Source organism: Trichocoleus sp. FACHB-90 (genome assembly GCF_014695505.1).
GTDB lineage: Bacteria > Cyanobacteriota > Cyanobacteriia > Cyanobacteriales > FACHB-T130 > Funiculus > Funiculus sociatus.
Genome location: NZ_JACJOK010000020.1, coordinates 144,799 through 163,513, shown reverse-complemented (window position 1 = coordinate 163,513; position 18,715 = coordinate 144,799). Strand labels below are relative to the sequence as shown.

Sequence of the window (18,715 nt, the reverse complement as noted above, 5' to 3'; positions counted from 1 at the left end):
CCGTTAACCTTTGCATTCTTTGCGTTTAAATAAAATGAGTCTCTTGAGGTATCTTTAAGCATTTGTGACTGAAAAGCAAAAAACCGCTCGTTCCCTAGCTGGAATTGCTGGGATTGTGGCAATTGCCACACTGATTAGTAAAGTTTTTGGGTTAGTGCGCCAGCAAGCGATCGCAGCTGCTTTTGGTGTGGGTGTCACCGCCGATGCCTACAACTACGCCTATGTCATCCCTGGCTTTTTGTTGATTTTACTGGGCGGCATCAATGGCCCTTTTCATAGCGCCATTGTCAGCGTCTTAGCCAAGCGCGATAAATCGGAAGCCGCACCTTTGGTAGAAACCATTACAACGCTGGTGGGAGGGATACTCTTCATCGTCACCATCGTTTTAATTGTATTTGCCGGAGTCTTCATTAACCTGGTCGCACCGGGTTTAAGCGAGACAGCCTATGGGATACAAGTGAAAGCGATCGCCATCGATCAATTACAGATAATGGCTCCGATGGCAATCCTTGCTGGACTCATCGGCATTGGTTTTGGCACCCTTAACGCCGCTGATATGTACTGGCTGCCCTCCGTTAGTCCCTTATTCTCCAGCATTACAGTCATTGGCGGACTCGGCATCTTAGCGCTGCAACTCGGCGACCAAATCAACGCCCCTCAATACGCCAAGCTAGGAGGATTAGTTTTAGCTGGGGGAACCCTTGCTGGTGCCATCTTACAGTGGTTAATCCAGCTGTCGGCACAATGGCGGGCTGGCTTGGGCACATTACGCCTGCGCTTTGACTGGCACCAGCCTGGAGTTAAGGATGTCCTCAAGGTGATGGGGCCAGCAACCCTTTCCTCTGGAATGCTGCAAATTAACCTCTACACCGATTTATTTTTCGCTTCTTATATTCCCCAAGCAGCCGCAGCCATGACCTATGCAGGGCTTTTAGTGCAAACGCCCCTGGGAATTATTTCCAATGTAATTTTAGTGCCGCTACTGCCCATATTTTCGCGGCTGGCTGCCCCGGAAAATTGGACTGAACTCAAGGCGCGGATTCGTCAGGGAATACTCCTCACCGCCGTTACCATGCTGCCTTTGAGTGCCTTAATGGTAACTCTGGCAGTGCCAATTGTGCGCGTGGTTTATGAGCGTTATGCTTTCGACCAAAGGGCATCCCAGCTAGTTTCCTCAGTGCTAATTGCTTACAGTATGGGGATGTTTGTCTACTTGGCGCGTGACGTGCTGGTGCGCGTCTTTTATGCTTTGGGGGATGGCGAAACACCGTTTCGCATCAGTATCGTGAATATCTTTCTGAATGCCATACTCGACTATATTCTTGTCCAACGTTTCGGCGCACCCGGTTTGATTCTGGCAACGGTGGGGGTGAATATTACTTCAACAATAGCGCTGGTGTGGTTTTTAGATCGCAAGCTTCACGGCTTACCTTGGCGGGAGTGGTGCTTACCTATCCTCAGTTTAACTGGCGCTAGCTTTGTGGCTGGGTTAGCTACCTGGGGCGTTAGTCGGGGTTTTCAGGAATTTTTAGGCAGCAACAGTTTGCTGTTGCAGTTGTTGCAGCTAAGTTTAGCTGGATTAGTCGGCTTAGGGGTTTATGCCTTATTTGCCACGCGGCTGAATTTGCCAGAAGTGGATATTTTTGTCTCCCGCATTCGCCAGCGCTTTGTGAGATAAAGATGGCAAGGGGGCGTGAAGCAAACGCACTCACTCAACCGTATGCAACACTACCAAAGTCTGGCAGGAAGGTGTGATATCTAAATATTAAGCCGAGATGAGTCTTGAAACTTGGCTCGTTAGCTTAATAACAAAGGCAACCAATGAAGGCCTTCAAAGGATATCTAGCCAGTCTATTTGACAAAGAATTGATCCCGACAGGCTTACGGACTGCTCTATTCGTAGGCTCTGTTTTATTTTTGATCAATCACGGTCTTGCCTTCTTCCGAGGAGAAATGACTCGCGATCGCTGGATTGCCGGATCTCTTACCTATCTAATGCCTTATCTTGTCAATATTCATGGTCAATACGCTTATCGTCGCAAATCCTTAAAAACTCGGTATTGAAGAAAGCTGTTACTGATAACGCTTTTGAGCCAATAAACAAGTGTCGCCCTACCCTGATAGAAGACTTTGCGATCGCCCGTGCGCGATCGCAATTTATCTCACCCAGATGCCCACGGAAAAGCTTTTATTTAACAACTTTTTACAAGTTGCGCTGATACTCTTCTAAAAGATCCATCAAATTAACTTGGCACTGCATAGGCAGCAAGTCTATCAGAGGAACTTCCCGTTTTCCTCCGCCTAATTTGACGGGGATATTTTCCAGAACTTGCAGCACCCGGTCTTCTTCTAAGGAATCATTAACCAGCATGGGATACAGCTGTTCTGCCAAGACGGTGTGCAGATGAGCATCCCGTAAATAGAGATGCCATTTAGCAATGTCAATGTAAATGTTTTCGCCAATTTCAGCGGCGAGTGCTTCGATTGCTTCGCTGGTGTTCGCTTTAGCCATAACATCTACTCTCTTTTTGTGAATGGGAATCTACTTGCTTTAATTGCAATCGATTCCCTCGGAGTTTGCATCAACGAAAAGCAGAACCTACGGTCTATCTTTTGGTAGTTTTCTTGCTAGTTGTTTTGGTCTTCTCTTTGGGTTTTGGTTGGAACCCTTGAGGAGTTGCGGCTACAGATTCGACTACAGGAGTGGAGTAATCTGCCACTCCAAAGATATAAATCATGTGAATCAATATGACCGTTGCCCAGATTCCTGTCACCCATTTAGCCCAAGGCCATGTAGCATTCTGCAAGTTGTGGAAAAACCATAAGCCAGAATTACAGGCGGCAAAAATTGCTACGTGCATAGCAAAATTCATCCGGTCATCAAGGCGACGATAGGCGGGGTCGTTACGGTCGGGTTTGCGAGGCCAACGAGGAGGCATGGAAGTTCGGAGTTAGGAGTTATGAGTTGTCATTTCTAACAACTAACTTCATTTTAAAGCTCTAAGTGGCATCTTCCGGGCGTTGATAATCTCTCGACTTGCCGCCAGTTTTGCTCACTAGGCGAATTGATTCAATTATCATCCCCTTTTCCAGGGCTTTTGCCATGTCGTACAGTGTAAGCGCGGCGACGGAAACTGCTGTCAGGGCTTCCATTTCCACGCCTGTTTCAGCCTTGGTTACGACTTCTGCCCGAATCTGATATCCCGGCAGTTGGGGGTCGGGTGTCAGATGCACTTCTACTTTACTGATGGGTAAAGGATGGCACAGGGGGATTAGGCCTGAAGTCTGTTTTGCTGCCATAATTCCCGCCAGTCTCGCGGTTCCTAAGACATCCCCTTTTGGCGCATTCCCCGCCTGAATTGCCGCCAACGTCTCTGGCAACATCCGCACCTGCGCGGCGGCGACTGCAATGCGTTTGGTTGCGGATTTGCCGGAAACATCCACCATCTGCGCCTCACCTTGGACATCCAGATGAGTTAGCGGTTGAATTTCAGAAAAATTTTGCGTCATCGCTTTGAGTTGTGTTATTATGAGATTCGGGCAAGGGCTTGTAGCTCAGTGGACTAGAGCACGTGGCTACGGACCACGGTGTCGGGGGTTCGAATCCCTCCTAGCCCGTTTAATAAGTAAAAAGGCAAAAGGCAAAAAAAGTGTCTTTTGTCTTTTTGCTTTGGGAATTAAACGCGATCGCTCTGGGCTAGAAAAAGCGCGATCGCTTTCTGTAGCTATAACTAATTCTCATCCAACCAGACAACTAAATCCGCAGCGGAGTGAAAATCCAACAACGCCAAAGCCAATTCCTCTAACTGCGTGACCGATAATGCCCCAATGCGCTGTTGCAATTGTTCATCCAAATTACCAAATTGACGGGTTAGCTGACGCATAACTAGCGATCGCGCCTCCTCTTCCTTTCCTTCTTGCTTTCCCTGTTGCACTCCCTTTCGGATGATGGCTTGATAAGTTACAGATTCCTGCATAATTTCCTCCCGCAAAAGTTGGCGAATTAAACTTTCTTCAAACCGTAAACCAGCCAGCACCTCCACACAAGCAGCAAGGTTTCCCCGTTGCTGTGGTTCTTCAATCGTATCTATCACAGCAGCAACTTGCTCTAGTAAGCTGTTGGGAGAGTCAGTTCTAGCTAGAGTCGCCAATGGCAATAAGGCAGGGTTTGCCAAAAGTGGTGCCGGATCTTGCTCCCACAAGCGAATGACTCGGTAGCGATGTCTGGTATTACGGGTGGTAAATTCTTCGGTAAAGGCACCAACTGAAGTAGTGGACTTTAAAAAAATTACCACTTGTTCAATGTCACAACGGTATTTGCGGTGCAGTCTTAACCAATAATCCAGCATTCTCAATGGCAGTGGGGGATTAGATGCTGGTAGAGTTTGAAACTCGATGTGTAGTATAGAGTTGCCTGTTTGCAACAGTGTGAGAGAATCGGCGCGAATTGGTTCTACACTCAGTTCAGTTTTGAGTACCTGAATGTCGGTAGCCGAATCTGGAAGTAGCCAGCGCACAAATTCGGCTGGGTATTGTTCTGCAAGGTATTTGCAAATGTTGTCAGAATCCAATTTGTAGCAGGTGCAATAAAGATATATGTTTACTTTACAGCCGTGATGGTGAGCGATCACCCTGGGGTAGAAAAAGCGCGATCGCGTTCTGTAGCTATAGCTAATTCTCATCCAACCAGACAACTAAATCCGCAGGGGAGTGAAAATCCAACAACGCCAAAGCCAATTCCTCTAACTGCGTGACCGATAATGCCCCAATGCGCTGTTGCAATTGTTCATCTAGATTACCAAATTGACGGGTTAGCATACGCATAACTAGCGATCGCGCTTCCTCTTGCTTTCCCTGTTGTCGTCCTTTTTGGATGATATCTTGATAGATTACAGATTCCTGCATAATTTCCTCCCGAAAACCTTGGCGAATTAAACTCTTGTCAAACCGCATCTTGGTGGAGGCGGTACTTCAAGGTTATCTGTCGGTGTTTAAGCTTTAAGATATCGCAAGGTTATCTATGATAGAAATTAGTGTTGTTACTTTGTCTTTATACGGAAACACTATAAAATGGGCATAGAAAATGAGGCTCTTTCATGAAACCTGTTCTGCGTAAAGGTCAACTGAAAACATGGAAGGATGATCGGGGTTTCGGCTTCATACAACCTAGTGATGGAAGTAAAGAAGTTTTTCTTCATATCAGTGCGCTCAAAGAAGCAAGTCGCCGCCCAAAAGTAGGGGATACAATTCTTTACGATATAACAACGGAGGCAAATGGAAAAGTTCGTGCCTCCAATGCCTCAATTGAAGGGGTTGCACCTCGACCTTTGCCTGATAAGCAAAAGGCAACAAAACACGGGCTGGAAAAGGTTATCCGCGTTGCTGTTGTGGGTGTTATTGCGATTGTGGCAATGAAATTTAGCGCTAGCCGTTCTCCGGAATATAGTGGTAGCCGTTCTTCATCTCCAATGACATCTGTTACATCTATAACAAAACCGGGATGCAATATTAAAGGAAACATTTCAGTTGGAACGGGAAACAAGATTTACCACCTTCCGGGTGCAGAGGATTATGAGTCAACACGAATTGATCCAGCAAGTGGGGAGAGATGGTTTTGCACGGAGGCAGAGGCTAGAGCAAATGGTTGGCGTAAATCGCCCAGATAGTATTAGCAACCGAACACTTCTCTACAACGAAGTGATAGAGGAAGCATTCATCTGAGTCCAAGAGGTTATCTGCCGTCCGGTGAGTTTAGCATCTTTATCACTACTTACTTATTCAAAGCGTAAACATCCTTTTCTCTGCCTATGGCGAAGCGGAGGGAATGGGGTATATTTTTGCTGGAAGATGTGGCGAAGACGATGAGAGCTAGGAATGAAAGAGCTGTCGTAATAACAAACATTCCCCGATAGCCGAGAGGTTCAGCAACAGAACCTAAAACAGGCCCAGCGATCGCAATCCCGACATCAAATCCAGTAATGCACAAAGCAAAAACTTTACCTCTTTCTTGGGCGGTGGAACGGTCAGAAATTAAGGCAATTATCATTGGCATTAACGTTCCCGATCCTGCACCTTCTAGAAAACCACCCAGCAAAAAGCTTGATGGTGTGTCAGCGAAAGAAAGAATTAGCATCGCTATGGCATAGCAAAATATACTACCAGTGATAAATATTCCTCGTCCGTAGCGATCGCTGGCACGACCAACGATTATGCGGGAGATGAAAGAAGCACAAGCTGCTGCTGTGTAAAATAACCCAGGATTTAAGTCAACCTTAATCGCCTTAATATACAAAGGCACAAAGGTACTCAACGCTCCAAACGACAAACCAATCAGCAACAAAACTATAGCTGGAGTTCGCAAGCGAGGGCTGGCTAATAGCTTCCAAAACTGGACAGGATTTTCTGAACCAGCCGATACCTGAGAATCAAGTGTTTCTTGAGTAATACCAGGTTCTTTGACAAGAGTGGCACAAATTAAACCCAAAATTCCCAAGCCAGATGCGCCCAGAAATAACGGTGTGTAGCCCGCCCCAGCCTGTAGATAACCGCCAATTGCCGGCCCCATTGCCATCCCAATTGGTGTCACCAAGCTCATGTAACCAATAATTTCGCCCCGCTTGGACACCGGAGCCAAATCTACCACCAAAGCGCTGTAACCAGTCGTGAAAGCCGCAATGCTGATACCGTGGAACGCCCGCAGCACCATCAATAAGGGAATCGAATTTACAACCAGATAACCTAAAGGCGCGATCGCAGCTACTACCGCGCCAATCAGCACCACCAGTTTTCGACTGCGCCGATCTGCCAAACGCCCCAGCCACGAACGGCACAGAATCAGCCCGATGGCAAACGATCCCATGACAACACCAATCTGCTGCGTTGTTCCGCCCACAGACTCCACATACAGAGGCAGAGTCGGCAGCAAAGAAGCCATACTAGACCAAAATAATAGCCCAGCCGTAAATAAAATCAGCAGATTGCGGCGACTTGGTGGCTCCAACGTCCAAAAAACTTTCAAAGCGTAATTCCTTCTTAATCTTTAGCCATCTATCTTGTTACTATTGTTAACGTTTTCTCCGACTACTTCCCTCACCCGATAGATTGGTCGTCCTTGCGATTCGTGATAAGTTCTCATTAACAGTTCTGCCAACAGTCCAAAGCTAAATAGCTGTACGCCAGTCACCAGAAGTACGACAGCCAAAATTAGTAACGGGCGATCGCCGATGCTTTGACCCAAAGCCAGCTTTAAGAAAGTTAAATAACAACCCAGCAGTATTCCCAAGGCGATCGCTACCATCCCAAACAGCCCAAACACGTGCATGGGACGGGTGAGAAACTTTTTCATAAAGTAGACAGTTAGCAAGTCCATCACGACGCGAAAAGTCCGCCAAATCCCATACTTACTGCGCCCAAACTTACGGGCGTGGTGACGTACCTGCATCTCAGCAATTCTCGCCCCCTCAATGAAAGCCAAAGCGGGCAAAAATCGGTGCAACTCGCCGTAGAGGTTCATATCTGCTACCAGTTCGCTGCGATAGGCTTTCAGGGAACAACCGTAGTCGTGTAACTCCACACCCGTAACTCTACCAATCAGCCAGTTAGCAATTTTGGAAGGAAGTAGGCGACTCAGTGCAGCATCCTGTCGATTCTTCCGCCAACCACTTACCAAGTCATAGCCTTCTTCTAACTTTGTCAATAGCCGGGGAATATCAGCCGGGTCATTCTGCAAGTCACCATCCATTGTGATAATTACTTTGCCTCGCGCATAGTTAAACCCCGCTGACATTGCCGGAGTTTGACCGTAGTTGCGACGCAGCAGCACTGCTCTTAAGTCGGTGCGGGTTTGTGCCAGAGATTTAAGTAATTCTGCGGAGCCATCTCTGGAACCGTCATCCACACAAACAATTTCGTAGCTGAAAGCCATTTCCTTCAACGAGGTAGCGATCGCTTCAATCAGATGAGGCAAACTCTCCACCTCGTTATACACCGGAACCACCACCGATAATTCTGGACTAATCAGGTTTGAGATGTCCTGTCTTTGAGCGTTCTGTGAAATTGACGAAGTGTTCATGTTGATACCTTGAGTGCCAAAGCCTTATAAATACTGCATTTCACCCAGAATTCCTCACCGCAAATATGTTTTCAGGAGAAACCAAATTTGCTATGTAAGCTTGATTCCTTGACGTTTACTTATATTGCCAGATCATGCCGGAGTCAGCAGTCTGTAAAAGCTCAGCCTGCTAGAAGCCACTAGCCATAAAATTTAGATTACTCACAGTTTGTCCTACGCTCAGCATTTCTACTTAGTTTAATCATTTGCTTTACACAAAATTTATATATTCTCTTAACTACCCCAATTGTAAAAATTGAGTAAAAATTTATCTCATTAATAGCAGTATTTCCTTAGACTTGTTTAGGATGTACCACAATAATAAATTCAGTAATTTTACGGTTTGAGAATTATGCTCAAACTTTTTCTGTATTTAGAGTATTTTTTATACGTGGAACTACGGAGTATGTGACTGCAACGGCAGAGATTTGGTTCACACTCACGAGCAAAACATATACTATAACAGATGGTATTAATATGTATGAGAATGCCCAGCAAGTTCTATAGCAAGAAATTAGAAATCAGCCCGTACTCACTAAAGAGAAAGACCAAAGAAAAGAGCAACTAAGTCAAAGTTGGGAACTGCCTCCAGATTGGTTAAAACTTTTAGTTATCACCTTGTTATTCTTAAGCATATTCTTCCGGTTTGTTAATCTGGATCGTAAAGTCTACTGGTACGATGAAACCATGACGTCGTTACGGATTCATGGTCATACACACTCCGAATATGTTCAGCAACTTTTTCAAGGACAGGTAATCAGCCCCGCAGATTTACAAAAGTACCAGACTTTTAATCCTGAAAAAGACTTAAACGACACAATGAATGCTTTAGCAGGAAATGCTGAGCATCCGCCTCTGTATTATCTAATCGCTAGATTTTGGACGCAGTGGTTTGGTGATTCGGTAGCAGCGACGAGAAGTTTATCTGCTGTTATTAGCCTCTTAGTTTTTCCCCTGGTTTATTGGTTATGTCTGGAATTGTTCAATTCATCGCTACTCGGATGGATGAGCATAGCACTATTTAGTATTTCGCCCTTTCACGTTTTGTACGCACAAGAAGCAAGACAATATAGTTTGTGGATAGTGACAATCTTACTATCAAGTGCGGCACTATTACGAGCAATCCGCCTAAAAACAAAGTCTAGTTGGGGACTTGACGCGGTAAGTTTGTCATTAGGCTTCTATACTTTTCTCATGTCTGGTTTGGTAGCAATTGCACATGGAACCTATGTAGCTATTGTTGAACGTCGATTGAATAAGATATCTACCGCCTACATAATTGCATCTTTGGCTGGATGTCTCACCTTTGTTCCCTGGATATTAGTGTTTATTGCTAACTTGAGCAATATTGAAAAAAAATACGAGTAGCGGCCAAAGAGCTGTAAACATATTATCTAGGATACAAACTTTTTCTAGTGACCTTGGGCAGGTATTTCTCGATTTTAAATTAGGCTTATATTCAGCTCCTTTAATTTTAATAATGGTAGGATATGCGGTTTATTTTGTTTATCGTAATGCTCCAAAAAAAAAGGTGCATTATTTATTTTGTGCTTGGTGGGTATAAGTTTAATAGGTTTAATTCTTCCGGATTTAATCTTCGGATTGAAGTTGAGTACAAGATCCCGATATTTAATTCCCTTTTATTTGGGAAGTCAGTTGGCTGTAGCTTACCTTCTGACTGCTAAAATCTTCTCCATTCGTTCATCAAAACAGCAAATATGGAAAGTTATTGCGGCTTTGCTGTTTTCGGGCGGTGTTCTGTCATGTGCCATGAGTTCTCAAGCAGAGGCGTGGTGGAACAAGGGAGCTAGTCATTACAATATAAACAGGGCTGAAATAATCAACCAAGCTAGTCGCCCACTTTTAATTAGTAGTAATAATTCCCTGAATCCAGGTGATTTACTGTCTCTTAGCTATCTTCTAGATTCAAAAGTGCGGCTTCAATTAGTAAATGAGTCAAATATTCCTCAGATTCCTGATGGATACAGCGATATATTTGTATACAATACTTCCAAAGAATTAAACTTTAAACTGGAAAAAAAATTACACAATAAAGATCGTTGATAAGCGTGCAAATCTCTGGCGGCTAGAGAAGAAAAGTGCTGAGGAATGAAGACGATAGTTATAACAGAAGAAAGGGGAAATTTAGCAGTGAAGAGTTAGAGCTATAGTTGAGTTAATCGGTAGCGAAACCCAACTATAACAATCTGACAGATGAGAGAGTCTATCGCTCTCGTGATGCCTGCGCTACAAACAAAAAATATTTCCCAACTCCCGCAAAGATTGGTATATGAGTGCTGGGTGACGTTCCTATTAGCCTACGATAGCAATCAAGAGCAGAGTTGTGAGCCATCCCTTCAGATACCCGACTTCTTCAAGAAGTCGGGTATCTTGCCTTCACGAATTATTTAGTTTCTTTATGACAGCGGCTGATAACTTGCAACCACTCGCCCACAAGAACGCAACTGTTCATAATAAGACTGACTAATGGAATCACCCTGTTGTGAGAGGCAATCAATTCCAATTCCGTTGCGTCCCTGCTCTTTACCGGAACTATGAATATAACGCCCATCTCCTAGATACAAACCTACATGGGTTGTTCTATCATTAACGCCAAAAAAAATTAAATCGCCTGGTTGTAGAGAAGCGAAATTTTGCGTCTCTACAAAAGCCTCTTGTTGATAGGAATCTCTGGGCAACCAAATCCCTACTGAGCCAAAAGCTGCCTGCATCAGCCCAGAACAATCATAGTTAGGGCCGAGTGTACCACCCCACAGGTAATAATTAGGCTGTTGCATTGCTGCTAGGGTAAAGGCAATTACTTTGTGTAAGCGGTTTTGGATTTCTGCCCTGGAGAGTGCGATCGCTTGATAAGGCGTTTTCGCCTGCTCAATTTTGCTCTTGTCTTCAATCGCTAACCAGGCTGTATAGTCATCCTCACACAGGCACACCTCCAAAGCTGTATCCTGCATCGACGAAACCCGCAAGTGACGCCCAGATGCTGCCTGAGTTGCCAAACGAGTACAGTTGGGGGAATCATAGAGATTCAGATTAACTTGGCAACGATACTCACACAATTGGTCAATGGTCATTAGTCAGTGCGACCTCTCTTGGTGGTAAAAACTAATCAACACTGACATTTAACATCTGACAAATGACATTTTTTCAAAAAAACGAACAATTAGAAAAACTGGGCGATCGCATCTTAGAAACCGCCTGGGCAGAATTTCCCAGTTTAGCGCGCAACCAAATCGCCCTTACCTGGATAGTTTACGATCCCCCTGTGCCAGTAAATACTGGTGGTGCGCTTAGTGCAGCGGAATTTTGGAAATACCCAGTGCGAGGCTTTAGCTATCGTGGTGTCGAGCGAATTTACTCAGCCAGCATCGTGAAGCTGTTCTATCTTGTCGCCGTACAAGAATGGCTGGAAACAGGGATGATCCAAACTTCAACCGAGTTAGAACGAGCCATCCGCGACATGATAATTGATTCCAGCAACGATGCCACCAGTTTAGTTCTGGATGTATTGACTGGGACAACTAGCGGGCCACAGTTACCGCCTGGGCCATTTGAAACCTGGAAGCAGCAGCGTAACATTGTCAATCGTTACTTTCAATCCCTCGGTTGGACAGAGATGGAAACCATCAATGTCAATCAAAAAACGTGGGGTGATGGCCCGTATGGGCGAGAACGGGCATTTGTGGGGGAGATGATGGAGAATCGCAATATGGTGACAACGAATGCCACCGCGAGGCTGCTGCACAGCATTGTCGGTGGTGTTGCGGTTGAGAGTGCGCGATCGCAAGCAATGATGAGCCTGATGAAACGCAGTCTCAAACTAGAAGACGATGAAACCTCCAACGAAGAAAATCAGGTTCGCGGTTTCTTAGGTGCCGGACTTCCCCAAAAAGCCCAATTGTGGTCTAAAGCTGGTTGGACTTCAAGTGTGCGTCACGATGCTGCCTACATTGAGATACCAGGCTTGCAACCTTTTGTGCTAGTTGCCTTTACCGAAGGCAAAACTAACAGCCAAAACAAAGCGATTCTGCCTTTCCTCTCCCAGCAATTCGTCACCGCAATGGGCAGTCTTTCTCCCAACGGTGAAGCCTGAAGCCTAAATTATTCTCCCCAATCCCCAATTCCCAATTCCCAATTCCCAATCTCCAATCCCCAATCCCCAGCCAAGTTTATTCCCTGGTAGGTAGCGAAAATTTGGAAAATTTTCTAAATTAACGTCATGGAATTATAATTTCCGTGAGAATAAGCAGTAAAGTTGGGCTTTGGTAAGTTTTTTAGTAAATTTTGGAGGAGTGTCCGTGAATACTAATTTTTTCAAGCAGGTTTCTTTCCTATTGGGCCTGACAGCTCTATGTGTCTTAGGTGGTGGGTTGTCAGCGCAAGCTGAGACACCTGATGCCATCACGGACATGGAGACTGCTGTCACCGTGGATTCAGAACCTGTAGCTGTGGAAGCACCGACAGACCCAGCAGCGATACCCCTAACAGAAAGCAACCCAGCCCTTGCAGCTTTAGGTGTCCAAATCGCTACCGAATCAACTGCTTCAGTTTTGCCACAAGACAGCAGCCAAGAGAAAGTTATCAATGAGAATGCAGATGCAACTGCTGTGCCTTCGATGCGCGATCGCTCGGCGGCAAATGCAACCGGAACAGCTGCCGACCTGGTGGCAAATAAACCATTTCCAGACGCAAGCACCTCTGCCGCTGCTCTAACACAGCCTCAACAGACAAGTTCGGAAACGCGATCGCAAAACAAAGTTGCACAAACAGACATCGAACTCGGTCGCGCTACCCGTTCCGGTCGTAGTTACATCGGAGCTGGAGTTAATATCGGTTTTGGCGGTGATACCGCATTGGGTGATGGTAGCTTCGCGATAATTAGCAAAATCGGTCTTAGCAATACTCTGTCAGTACGTCCCTCGGTGTTAATCGGTGACGATGCCACCTTTTTGATTCCCGTCACTTACGACTTTAACATCCGGCAAACAGACCCATTTGAAACCCTCAGATTCGCCCCTTACGTTGGTGGCGGCGTGACCATTTCTACAGGTGATGACAGCACTATTGGTTTCCTGGCTACTGGTGGTGTCGATGTTCCCTTGTCACGGGAATTTACAGCAACAGCGGCTTTAAATGTTGGTTTTCAAGATGATGAAATACCCGTAGGGCTAATGGTTGGTGTTGGTTACACCTTCTCCGGCTTCTAAAAAAAGTAAAAGGTAAAAGGCAAAAAAAAGAATTTCTTAATTTTGTCTTTTACCTTGTTACTCCTTCTATTGAGGGCTAACTTTACCCGTTACGTCTACTTTTCCATCCGGTTCTACCTTCCAGACATCGTAATTACCAACTACATCGCCGTTGGCATCGATATCCACGTTGCTGCTGGCTCCCTGGTAGTTAATATCTTCTCCCTTCCGCACTAACTCCATAGCTTTGCAGACATCAGTTACTTCTGTGCCTGGGGCGTTAGCAACATCGCGAATCTTGCTTTTAATGCCTTCGCCAGTGTTCGACTTAGCGGCTTCTGCGGCGAGTACCATCAAAGCTGCGGCATCCCAACCGTGGGGAACATAGGCACTTAGTTCCTTTCCGGTCTTGTCTTTCCATAGCTTGGTGAACTCAGCTAAAGCTGGGCCATTGGCACCAGGAACCGTCCCAATTGCTCCATCCAAAATAAACTTACCGTCACTGCTTTTACCCACTTGTTCGGGAAACTCTTCGGAATAGACACCATCGGTGAGCATCACCGTTACGTCCTTACTTAAACCTTGCTCGTAGGCAGACTTCAAGAACAAACTACCAGTTTCGGCGTAGAGAACAGCTGCCACAGCGTCAGGCTTGTCATTAAAAGCTGCTGCGGCTTCACTTTCAAATGTGGCAGCTTTGGGGTCGTAGCGAGTTGGCTTGCCTTCGTTGACAACCGTTCCACCGAGTTTTTTGAAGGCTTGCACAAATTCTTTCTCAAAGCCAACACCATAATCGTTGTTGATGACTACAGTGGCAACGCGCTTAAAGCCTCTCTCGCTGGCTAGTTTTGCCAAAGCCTGCGCCTGATAGGTATCGGGGGGAGCAGTCCGCGCCCAAAAGCCGTTATATTCTCCTGTTTTGGCTCGTTCTGTAAATACAGGACTGGTGCTGCCTGGAGAAATAAACATTACTTTGTTGCGTACGGCTATAGGCAGGGCGGCAGTAGAGACGCTGCTGGCAAAGGAACCAACGACACCAGCAACTCTGTCTACTTGCGCCAGCTTAGTCATTGCTGCTGCGCCAGCATTAGGATCGGTTTGGTCATCTTCAGGAATAAATGCCACTGGTTCGCCGTTGACACCACCGCACTGGTTTACAGTGTCTACTAACAAGCGGACGGCATCCGGTAAGGGTTGTCCAACTGAGGATAGATCGCCTGTTGTCGGCAGCAGCGATCCAATTTTGAGTCCTTTGGCGTTGGTGGCTGGGGCAGAAGCGGTTGTTGTCTCGGTAGGGCTACTCGTTTGTGGGTTACTGCTGCTTTGGGTAGTATTCTCACAAGCAGCGGTAAATAAACCTGTAGCTAATGTGGTAATGAACAAAGCGATCGCCCGACCAGGTTTGATCCGTGAAGCTGTTGCTGATTTATCCATTTGTTTGCTCAACTCTTCCACAGTCCGCAAGGGAAATTAAATATTTTATTTATCTTAAGTTACTCACTATATCCGCAATATATCCGCAACGCTGCAATCCTTGAACATCGCAAGGAGCTGACCGGGGTTATATATTCAAAAACGGAGAGGGAGGGATTCGAACCCTCGGTACGGAGTTACCAACCGTACAACAGATTAGCAATCTGTCGCTTTCGACCACTCAGCCACCTCTCCAGGGTGACAATTATACATAATAGCAGGTTTTGATAAATTGCAACCGTTGGCTTCCAAGTTTTTTTTTTGCTTTTTTAAAGAAATAAACTAAAATTTTAGGTATAGGGGCGGTACCAATATGGACTTGACGAGTTAAATAATAGAGTTCTAGCAAGGAAATCGTCATTTACTCAGCCCCAGAAACAAAAGCATTGAGTGCGATCGCGTTAACGCATACGCTTCGCGATCGCACTCAAGAATCTATTCCCTTTGATAGAAAATTTTTACTCCTTTGGAAAGAGTCCAAAATAGTCAACTGTACCTATCCCTACTTCCCAGGTAGTAAGTGAGTAGGCTGGCAGATTACCCCCAGTAGTTGATGTTGAACATCAGGTTAAGGTTATATCCTAAGAATCAATAGCTCATGAAGATTCTTTAAGATTCGGTGAGCTGAAGTAAGATAACAGTAAAATATCAAACTCAAAATTTCAGTGGGCTAACGAGGCAGCTGAGTAGAATATCAACCTACGCCCTAAACATCGTTGAGTTTCAACACCAACAAAACATATGCTATCCACGATAAAACAACACATTGCTCTAATCTCAGTCCACGGAGATCCAGCAATTGAAATTGGCAAGGAAGAAGCAGGCGGACAAAACGTTTATGTAAGGCAGGTGGGTGAGGCACTAGCTAAACAAGGGTGGCAGGTGGATATGTTTACCCGCAAAGTGAGTCCAGAGCAACCCACGATTGTAGAGCATAGTGCCAATTGCCGAACGATTCGCTTAAGCGCAGGGCCTGAACAATTTGTGCCGAGAGACAATCTGTTCGAGTATTTGCCAACGTTTGTTGAACAACTGCTAAAATTTCAGCAGCAAGAAGGTATTGAATATTCTGTAGTACACACTAATTATTGGCTCTCTTCTTGGGTAGGAATGGAGCTAAAGAAAATCCAACCGATCCAGTTAGTTCATACATACCACTCGTTGGGAGCAGTTAAGTATAAGTCGGTTTCGACCATTCCTCTAATTGCCACTACTCGATTAGAAGTAGAGAAGAAGGTATTAGAGAAAGCGGATCGAATTGTAGCAACAAGCCCGCAGGAAAAAGAACATATGCGATCGCTTGTTTCTACAAAAGGCAGCATCGACATCATCCCCTGTGGCACCGATATCCGCAAGTTTGGTTCAGTTAGCCGCGAAGCCGCAAGAGAGAAACTAGGAATCGACCCGAACGCTAAAGTCGTGTTTTATGTGGGTCGATTTGATCGTCGTAAAGGGATTGAAACCGTGGTTCGCGCCGTTGCTAAGTCCCAGATGCGCGACCAAAACGTGAAGCTAGTTATCGGTGGCGGATCTCGTCCAGGCCAAAGTGATGGCATCGAACGCGATCGCATTGAAAAAATTGTAGGCGAAGTGGGATTGCGAGACATCACCACCTTCCCCGGACGGCTGGGTGACGATACCCTCCCCAGTTACTACGCCGCTGCCGATGTCTGCGTCGTCCCCAGTCACTACGAACCCTTCGGTTTAGTAGCAATTGAAGCGATGGCTTCCGAAACCCCCGTAGTCGCCAGCGATGTCGGTGGACTCCAGTACACCGTCGTACCCGAAGAAACTGGGTTACTGGCTCCTCCCAAGGATGATGCAGCTTTTGCCGTCGCCATTGACCGCATTCTGGCTGATCCAGAATGGGCTAAAGAACTGGGTAAGAAAGCCAGAGTCCGGGTAGAGAAGCAGTTCAGCTGGGATGGCGTGGCATCGCAACTGGGTGAACTCTACACTCATTTATTAGAAGAACCAGCACAAGAGCTGAGTTCAGTTAGTGCCTAAAATTAGCTTTGGCGAACCTGTTTCTCGCTACTGTAGGTACGCTGACCTACGGTAACGAGGATAAAACAGCTATAAAAAACCCTACAAACCTCCTCGCTGTACTCAGCCTTGGAGGTTTTTTCACATTCAGCTTATTAACTGAGAAAATTTAAGCCTATTTGCATACGTGTATAACTTGGGGCTAGATACAAAATAGTAGTCATAATTAAATGATCTACCATAACCTTAAATAAGTGTGTAAAACCCAAGTGTGAAAAGGCTTTTTCAAAGAATATTGGATTTTATTGATGAATGTATTCAAGCTCTTTACATTCATTTTTCAAGAACAAGGCATCGCCAGTCAATTCCTAAAAGACGCGAACCAAACCTTACAAATGATCCCATACGGGAGCAAACCCCGCCTACTAAAGCAGTCAGTAAAAGCCCTCCAGTGCCTCCCAACGAGGAAGAAAGGCTAAAAGAGCTGAATCAGTACAAAGTTATCGATACTCCCCCGGAACAGGCATTCGACGATCTAACTGCTTTGGCAGCCCATATTTGCGGCACTCCTATTGCCTTAATCAGTTTGGTGGATGCTCATAGACAGTGGTTCAAGTCAAAAATCGGCGTGGAAGCAACCGAAACCCCCAGAGAGATTGCTTTCTGCGCCCATGCTATATCCAAACCGGATGAAATGCTGGTTGTGCCAGATGCCTTAGAAGATGAGCGATTTGCCAATAATCCGTTGGTGACACATGGCCCCGATATCCGGTTTTATGCCGGAACACCCCTAGTAACAGCCAATGGCTTTGGAATCGGTACTCTGTGCGTGCTTGACCGGGTTCCCCGCAATCTAACGCCAGCACAACTGGATGCGCTGCAAAGATTAGGTCGTCAAGCGATCGCGCAACTGGATCTACGGATTAATGTAACTAAGTTAGAACGTAACATCACTAAGAGTCAGCGAGTAGAAGAGGCACTGCGCCAGACTAATAAGCGTCTGTTACAAACTTTAAAAACATTACGCCAAACTCAAGCTCAACTGATTCAGAGTGAAAAAATGTCAAGCTTGGGTCAACTGGTTGCTGGTGTGGCCCATGAGATTAACAATCCCGTCACCTTCATCCACGGCAATCTGCCCTATGTTAATGACTACGTTAGCGATCTCCTCGATTTGTTATCTCTCTACCAACAGCGGTATCCCGATCCGGATTTAGATATCCAAGAAAAAGCAGAAGCGATTGACTTGGACTTTATCACGCAAGATTTGCCTAAAACCCTGTCTTCTATGAAAGTGGGTACCGACCGTATCCATCAAATCGTTAAGTCGCTACGCAGCTTCTCCCGGTTGGATGAGGCAAAAAAGAAACGTGTTGACATCCATGAAGGTATCAACAGTACGCTATTAATCTTACAGCATCGACTCAAAGCCACAGGAGTTAATCCCGGCATTGTAGTAATCAAAGAGTACGGCATCGTTCCACCCGTTGAATGCTACCCTGGCCCCCTGAACCAGGTGTTTATGAATATTTTGAGCAATGCTATTGATGCGCTGGTGGAGATGGAAACTGAGGAATGGGGACTCTTGACTGGGAAACAGAAGGATACAATTTCCTCTTCCCAATTCCCAATCACCAATCCCCAGTCAAAAACCCCTACAATTCGCATTCGCACCGAGGTGGTAGAAAATTCTGTTTTAATCAGCATTGCTGATAATGGTTCTGGGATATCGGAAGCGATCCGAGAACAGATATTCGATCCGTTTTTTACCACAAAACCTGTAGGCAAGGGGACGGGAATAGGATTATCAATTAGCTATCAAATTGTGGTCGAGAAGCATAAAGGAGCCTTAAAGTGTCTGTCTGAACCAGGGAAAGGGACAGAATTTTTGATTGAGATTCCGATTCAAGGAAGCAAGGAAGCAGAAAGCGATCGCTCTTAG

At 45.7% G+C, this 18,715-nt stretch carries 18 protein-coding genes and 2 tRNA genes; 10 read left to right on the top strand and 10 right to left on the bottom strand.

What is annotated here, in order from left to right; translation table 11 throughout:
• Positions 1-64: 64 nt before the first annotated feature.
• Together murJ and nrtS are read left to right on the top strand one after the other, a co-directional pair.
• Positions 65-1,678 (top strand): murein biosynthesis integral membrane protein MurJ, encoded by a 1,614-nt coding sequence (gene murJ, locus H6F74_RS06385; RefSeq protein ID WP_190437915.1) that lies wholly within the window; start codon positions 65-67, stop codon positions 1,676-1,678.
• A gap of 143 nt (positions 1,679-1,821) precedes the next feature.
• Positions 1,822-2,064, top strand: a complete 243-nt coding sequence (nrtS, locus tag H6F74_RS06380; protein WP_190437913.1) for a nitrate/nitrite transporter NrtS — start codon at positions 1,822-1,824, stop codon at positions 2,062-2,064.
• Between the two features lie 139 nt (positions 2,065-2,203).
• Here nrtS and H6F74_RS06375 read toward each other — a convergent pair whose 3' ends face one another.
• The 3 genes from H6F74_RS06375 to moaC all read right to left on the bottom strand — a co-directional run bounded on the left by H6F74_RS06375 (position 2,204) and on the right by moaC (position 3,510).
• On the bottom strand, positions 2,204-2,512 hold the full coding sequence (locus tag H6F74_RS06375) for a DUF3181 family protein (protein WP_190437910.1): 309 nt from the start codon (positions 2,510-2,512) through the stop codon (positions 2,204-2,206).
• 94 nt (positions 2,513-2,606) lie between these two features.
• Positions 2,607-2,939 carry a 2TM domain-containing protein gene (locus tag H6F74_RS06370; RefSeq protein WP_190437908.1) on the bottom strand — a complete coding sequence of 111 codons (333 nt, stop codon included), beginning with the start codon at positions 2,937-2,939 and terminating at the stop codon, positions 2,607-2,609.
• A 61-nt stretch (positions 2,940-3,000) separates the two neighbouring features.
• Positions 3,001-3,510 carry a cyclic pyranopterin monophosphate synthase MoaC gene (moaC, locus tag H6F74_RS06365; protein WP_190437906.1) on the bottom strand — a complete coding sequence of 170 codons (510 nt, stop codon included), beginning with the start codon at positions 3,508-3,510 and terminating at the stop codon, positions 3,001-3,003.
• 34 nt (positions 3,511-3,544) lie between these two features.
• On the opposite strand from moaC, the gene H6F74_RS06360 reads away from it, so the two are divergent.
• Positions 3,545-3,618: transfer RNA gene (locus tag H6F74_RS06360), tRNA-Arg, on the top strand.
• A 113-nt stretch (positions 3,619-3,731) separates the two neighbouring features.
• Here H6F74_RS06360 and H6F74_RS06355 read toward each other — a convergent pair.
• Both H6F74_RS06355 and H6F74_RS06350 read right to left on the bottom strand, forming a co-directional pair.
• A complete protein-coding gene (locus H6F74_RS06355) occupies positions 3,732-4,571 on the bottom strand; it encodes a DUF4351 domain-containing protein (protein ID WP_190438031.1) in 840 nt (279 codons plus the stop codon).
• Between the two features lie 100 nt (positions 4,572-4,671).
• A complete protein-coding gene (locus H6F74_RS06350; RefSeq protein ID WP_190437903.1) occupies positions 4,672-4,953 on the bottom strand; it encodes a DUF4351 domain-containing protein in 282 nt (93 codons plus the stop codon).
• 143 nt (positions 4,954-5,096) lie between these two features.
• On the opposite strand from H6F74_RS06350, the gene H6F74_RS06345 reads away from it, so the two are divergent.
• Positions 5,097-5,666 carry a cold shock domain-containing protein gene (locus H6F74_RS06345; RefSeq protein ID WP_190437899.1) on the top strand — a complete coding sequence of 190 codons (570 nt, stop codon included), beginning with the start codon at positions 5,097-5,099 and terminating at the stop codon, positions 5,664-5,666.
• A 104-nt stretch (positions 5,667-5,770) separates the two neighbouring features.
• On the opposite strand, the gene H6F74_RS06340 is transcribed toward H6F74_RS06345, so the two are convergent.
• Positions 5,771-7,018: an MFS transporter gene (locus H6F74_RS06340; protein ID WP_190437894.1), complete on the bottom strand. Its 1,248-nt coding sequence runs from the start codon at positions 7,016-7,018 to the stop codon at positions 5,771-5,773.
• Positions 7,019-7,039: 21 nt separating this feature from the next.
• Positions 7,040-8,071 (bottom strand): glycosyltransferase family 2 protein, encoded by a 1,032-nt coding sequence (locus H6F74_RS06335; RefSeq protein WP_190437890.1) that lies wholly within the window; start codon positions 8,069-8,071, stop codon positions 7,040-7,042.
• Positions 8,072-8,797: 726 nt separating this feature from the next.
• Here H6F74_RS06335 and H6F74_RS06330 point away from each other — a divergent pair.
• Together H6F74_RS06330 and H6F74_RS06325 are read left to right on the top strand one after the other, a co-directional pair.
• On the top strand, positions 8,798-9,478 hold the full coding sequence (locus H6F74_RS06330) for a glycosyltransferase family 39 protein (RefSeq protein WP_190437886.1): 681 nt from the start codon (positions 8,798-8,800) through the stop codon (positions 9,476-9,478).
• A 288-nt stretch (positions 9,479-9,766) separates the two neighbouring features.
• On the top strand, positions 9,767-10,174 hold the full coding sequence (locus H6F74_RS06325) for a hypothetical protein (protein WP_190437884.1): 408 nt from the start codon (positions 9,767-9,769) through the stop codon (positions 10,172-10,174).
• 353 nt (positions 10,175-10,527) lie between these two features.
• Here H6F74_RS06325 and H6F74_RS06320 read toward each other — a convergent pair whose 3' ends face one another.
• Positions 10,528-11,202 carry a C40 family peptidase gene (locus H6F74_RS06320; protein WP_190437881.1) on the bottom strand — a complete coding sequence of 225 codons (675 nt, stop codon included), beginning with the start codon at positions 11,200-11,202 and terminating at the stop codon, positions 10,528-10,530.
• 62 nt (positions 11,203-11,264) lie between these two features.
• On the opposite strand from H6F74_RS06320, the gene H6F74_RS06315 reads away from it, so the two are divergent.
• The gene (locus H6F74_RS06315; RefSeq protein WP_190437876.1) at positions 11,265-12,221 is read left to right on the top strand and encodes a serine hydrolase; all 957 of its coding nucleotides are present in this window, start codon (positions 11,265-11,267) and stop codon (positions 12,219-12,221) included.
• Positions 12,222-12,426: 205 nt separating this feature from the next.
• On the top strand, positions 12,427-13,335 hold the full coding sequence (locus tag H6F74_RS06310) for a hypothetical protein (protein WP_190437873.1): 909 nt from the start codon (positions 12,427-12,429) through the stop codon (positions 13,333-13,335).
• Between the two features lie 66 nt (positions 13,336-13,401).
• On the opposite strand, the gene H6F74_RS06305 is transcribed toward H6F74_RS06310, so the two are convergent.
• Both H6F74_RS06305 and H6F74_RS06300 read right to left on the bottom strand, forming a co-directional pair.
• Positions 13,402-14,748: an ABC transporter substrate-binding protein gene (locus H6F74_RS06305; protein WP_190437871.1), complete on the bottom strand. Its 1,347-nt coding sequence runs from the start codon at positions 14,746-14,748 to the stop codon at positions 13,402-13,404.
• Positions 14,749-14,890: 142 nt separating this feature from the next.
• A tRNA-Ser gene (locus tag H6F74_RS06300) sits at positions 14,891-14,982 on the bottom strand.
• Positions 14,983-15,528: 546 nt separating this feature from the next.
• Between H6F74_RS06300 and H6F74_RS06295 the strand changes: the two genes are divergently transcribed.
• Both H6F74_RS06295 and H6F74_RS06290 read left to right on the top strand, forming a co-directional pair.
• A complete protein-coding gene (locus H6F74_RS06295) occupies positions 15,529-16,794 on the top strand; it encodes a glycosyltransferase family 1 protein (RefSeq protein WP_190437868.1) in 1,266 nt (421 codons plus the stop codon).
• Positions 16,795-17,224: 430 nt separating this feature from the next.
• Positions 17,225-18,715 carry an ATP-binding protein gene (locus tag H6F74_RS06290; protein ID WP_347269482.1) on the top strand — a complete coding sequence of 497 codons (1,491 nt, stop codon included), beginning with the start codon at positions 17,225-17,227 and terminating at the stop codon, positions 18,713-18,715.

What these genes read in the sequence shown, in the direction of transcription:
- nrtS (WP_190437913.1), top strand. Translation starts at nt 1,822, where the DNA reads ATGAAGGCCTTCAAAGGATATCTAGCCAGTCTATTTGACAAAGAATTG.
- H6F74_RS06375 (WP_190437910.1), bottom strand. Translation starts at nt 2,512, where the DNA reads ATGGCTAAAGCGAACACCAGCGAAGCAATCGAAGCACTCGCCGCTGAA.
- H6F74_RS06370 (WP_190437908.1), bottom strand. Translation starts at nt 2,939, where the DNA reads ATGCCTCCTCGTTGGCCTCGCAAACCCGACCGTAACGACCCCGCCTAT.
- moaC (WP_190437906.1), bottom strand. Translation starts at nt 3,510, where the DNA reads ATGACGCAAAATTTTTCTGAAATTCAACCGCTAACTCATCTGGATGTC.
- H6F74_RS06350 (WP_190437903.1), bottom strand. Translation starts at nt 4,953, where the DNA reads ATGCGGTTTGACAAGAGTTTAATTCGCCAAGGTTTTCGGGAGGAAATT.
- H6F74_RS06345 (WP_190437899.1), top strand. Translation starts at nt 5,097, where the DNA reads ATGAAACCTGTTCTGCGTAAAGGTCAACTGAAAACATGGAAGGATGAT.
- H6F74_RS06335 (WP_190437890.1), bottom strand. Translation starts at nt 8,071, where the DNA reads ATGAACACTTCGTCAATTTCACAGAACGCTCAAAGACAGGACATCTCA.
- H6F74_RS06330 (WP_190437886.1), top strand. Translation starts at nt 8,798, where the DNA reads ATGACGTCGTTACGGATTCATGGTCATACACACTCCGAATATGTTCAG.
- H6F74_RS06320 (WP_190437881.1), bottom strand. Translation starts at nt 11,202, where the DNA reads ATGACCATTGACCAATTGTGTGAGTATCGTTGCCAAGTTAATCTGAAT.
- H6F74_RS06315 (WP_190437876.1), top strand. Translation starts at nt 11,265, where the DNA reads ATGACATTTTTTCAAAAAAACGAACAATTAGAAAAACTGGGCGATCGC.
- H6F74_RS06305 (WP_190437871.1), bottom strand. Translation starts at nt 14,748, where the DNA reads ATGGATAAATCAGCAACAGCTTCACGGATCAAACCTGGTCGGGCGATC.
- H6F74_RS06295 (WP_190437868.1), top strand. Translation starts at nt 15,529, where the DNA reads ATGCTATCCACGATAAAACAACACATTGCTCTAATCTCAGTCCACGGA.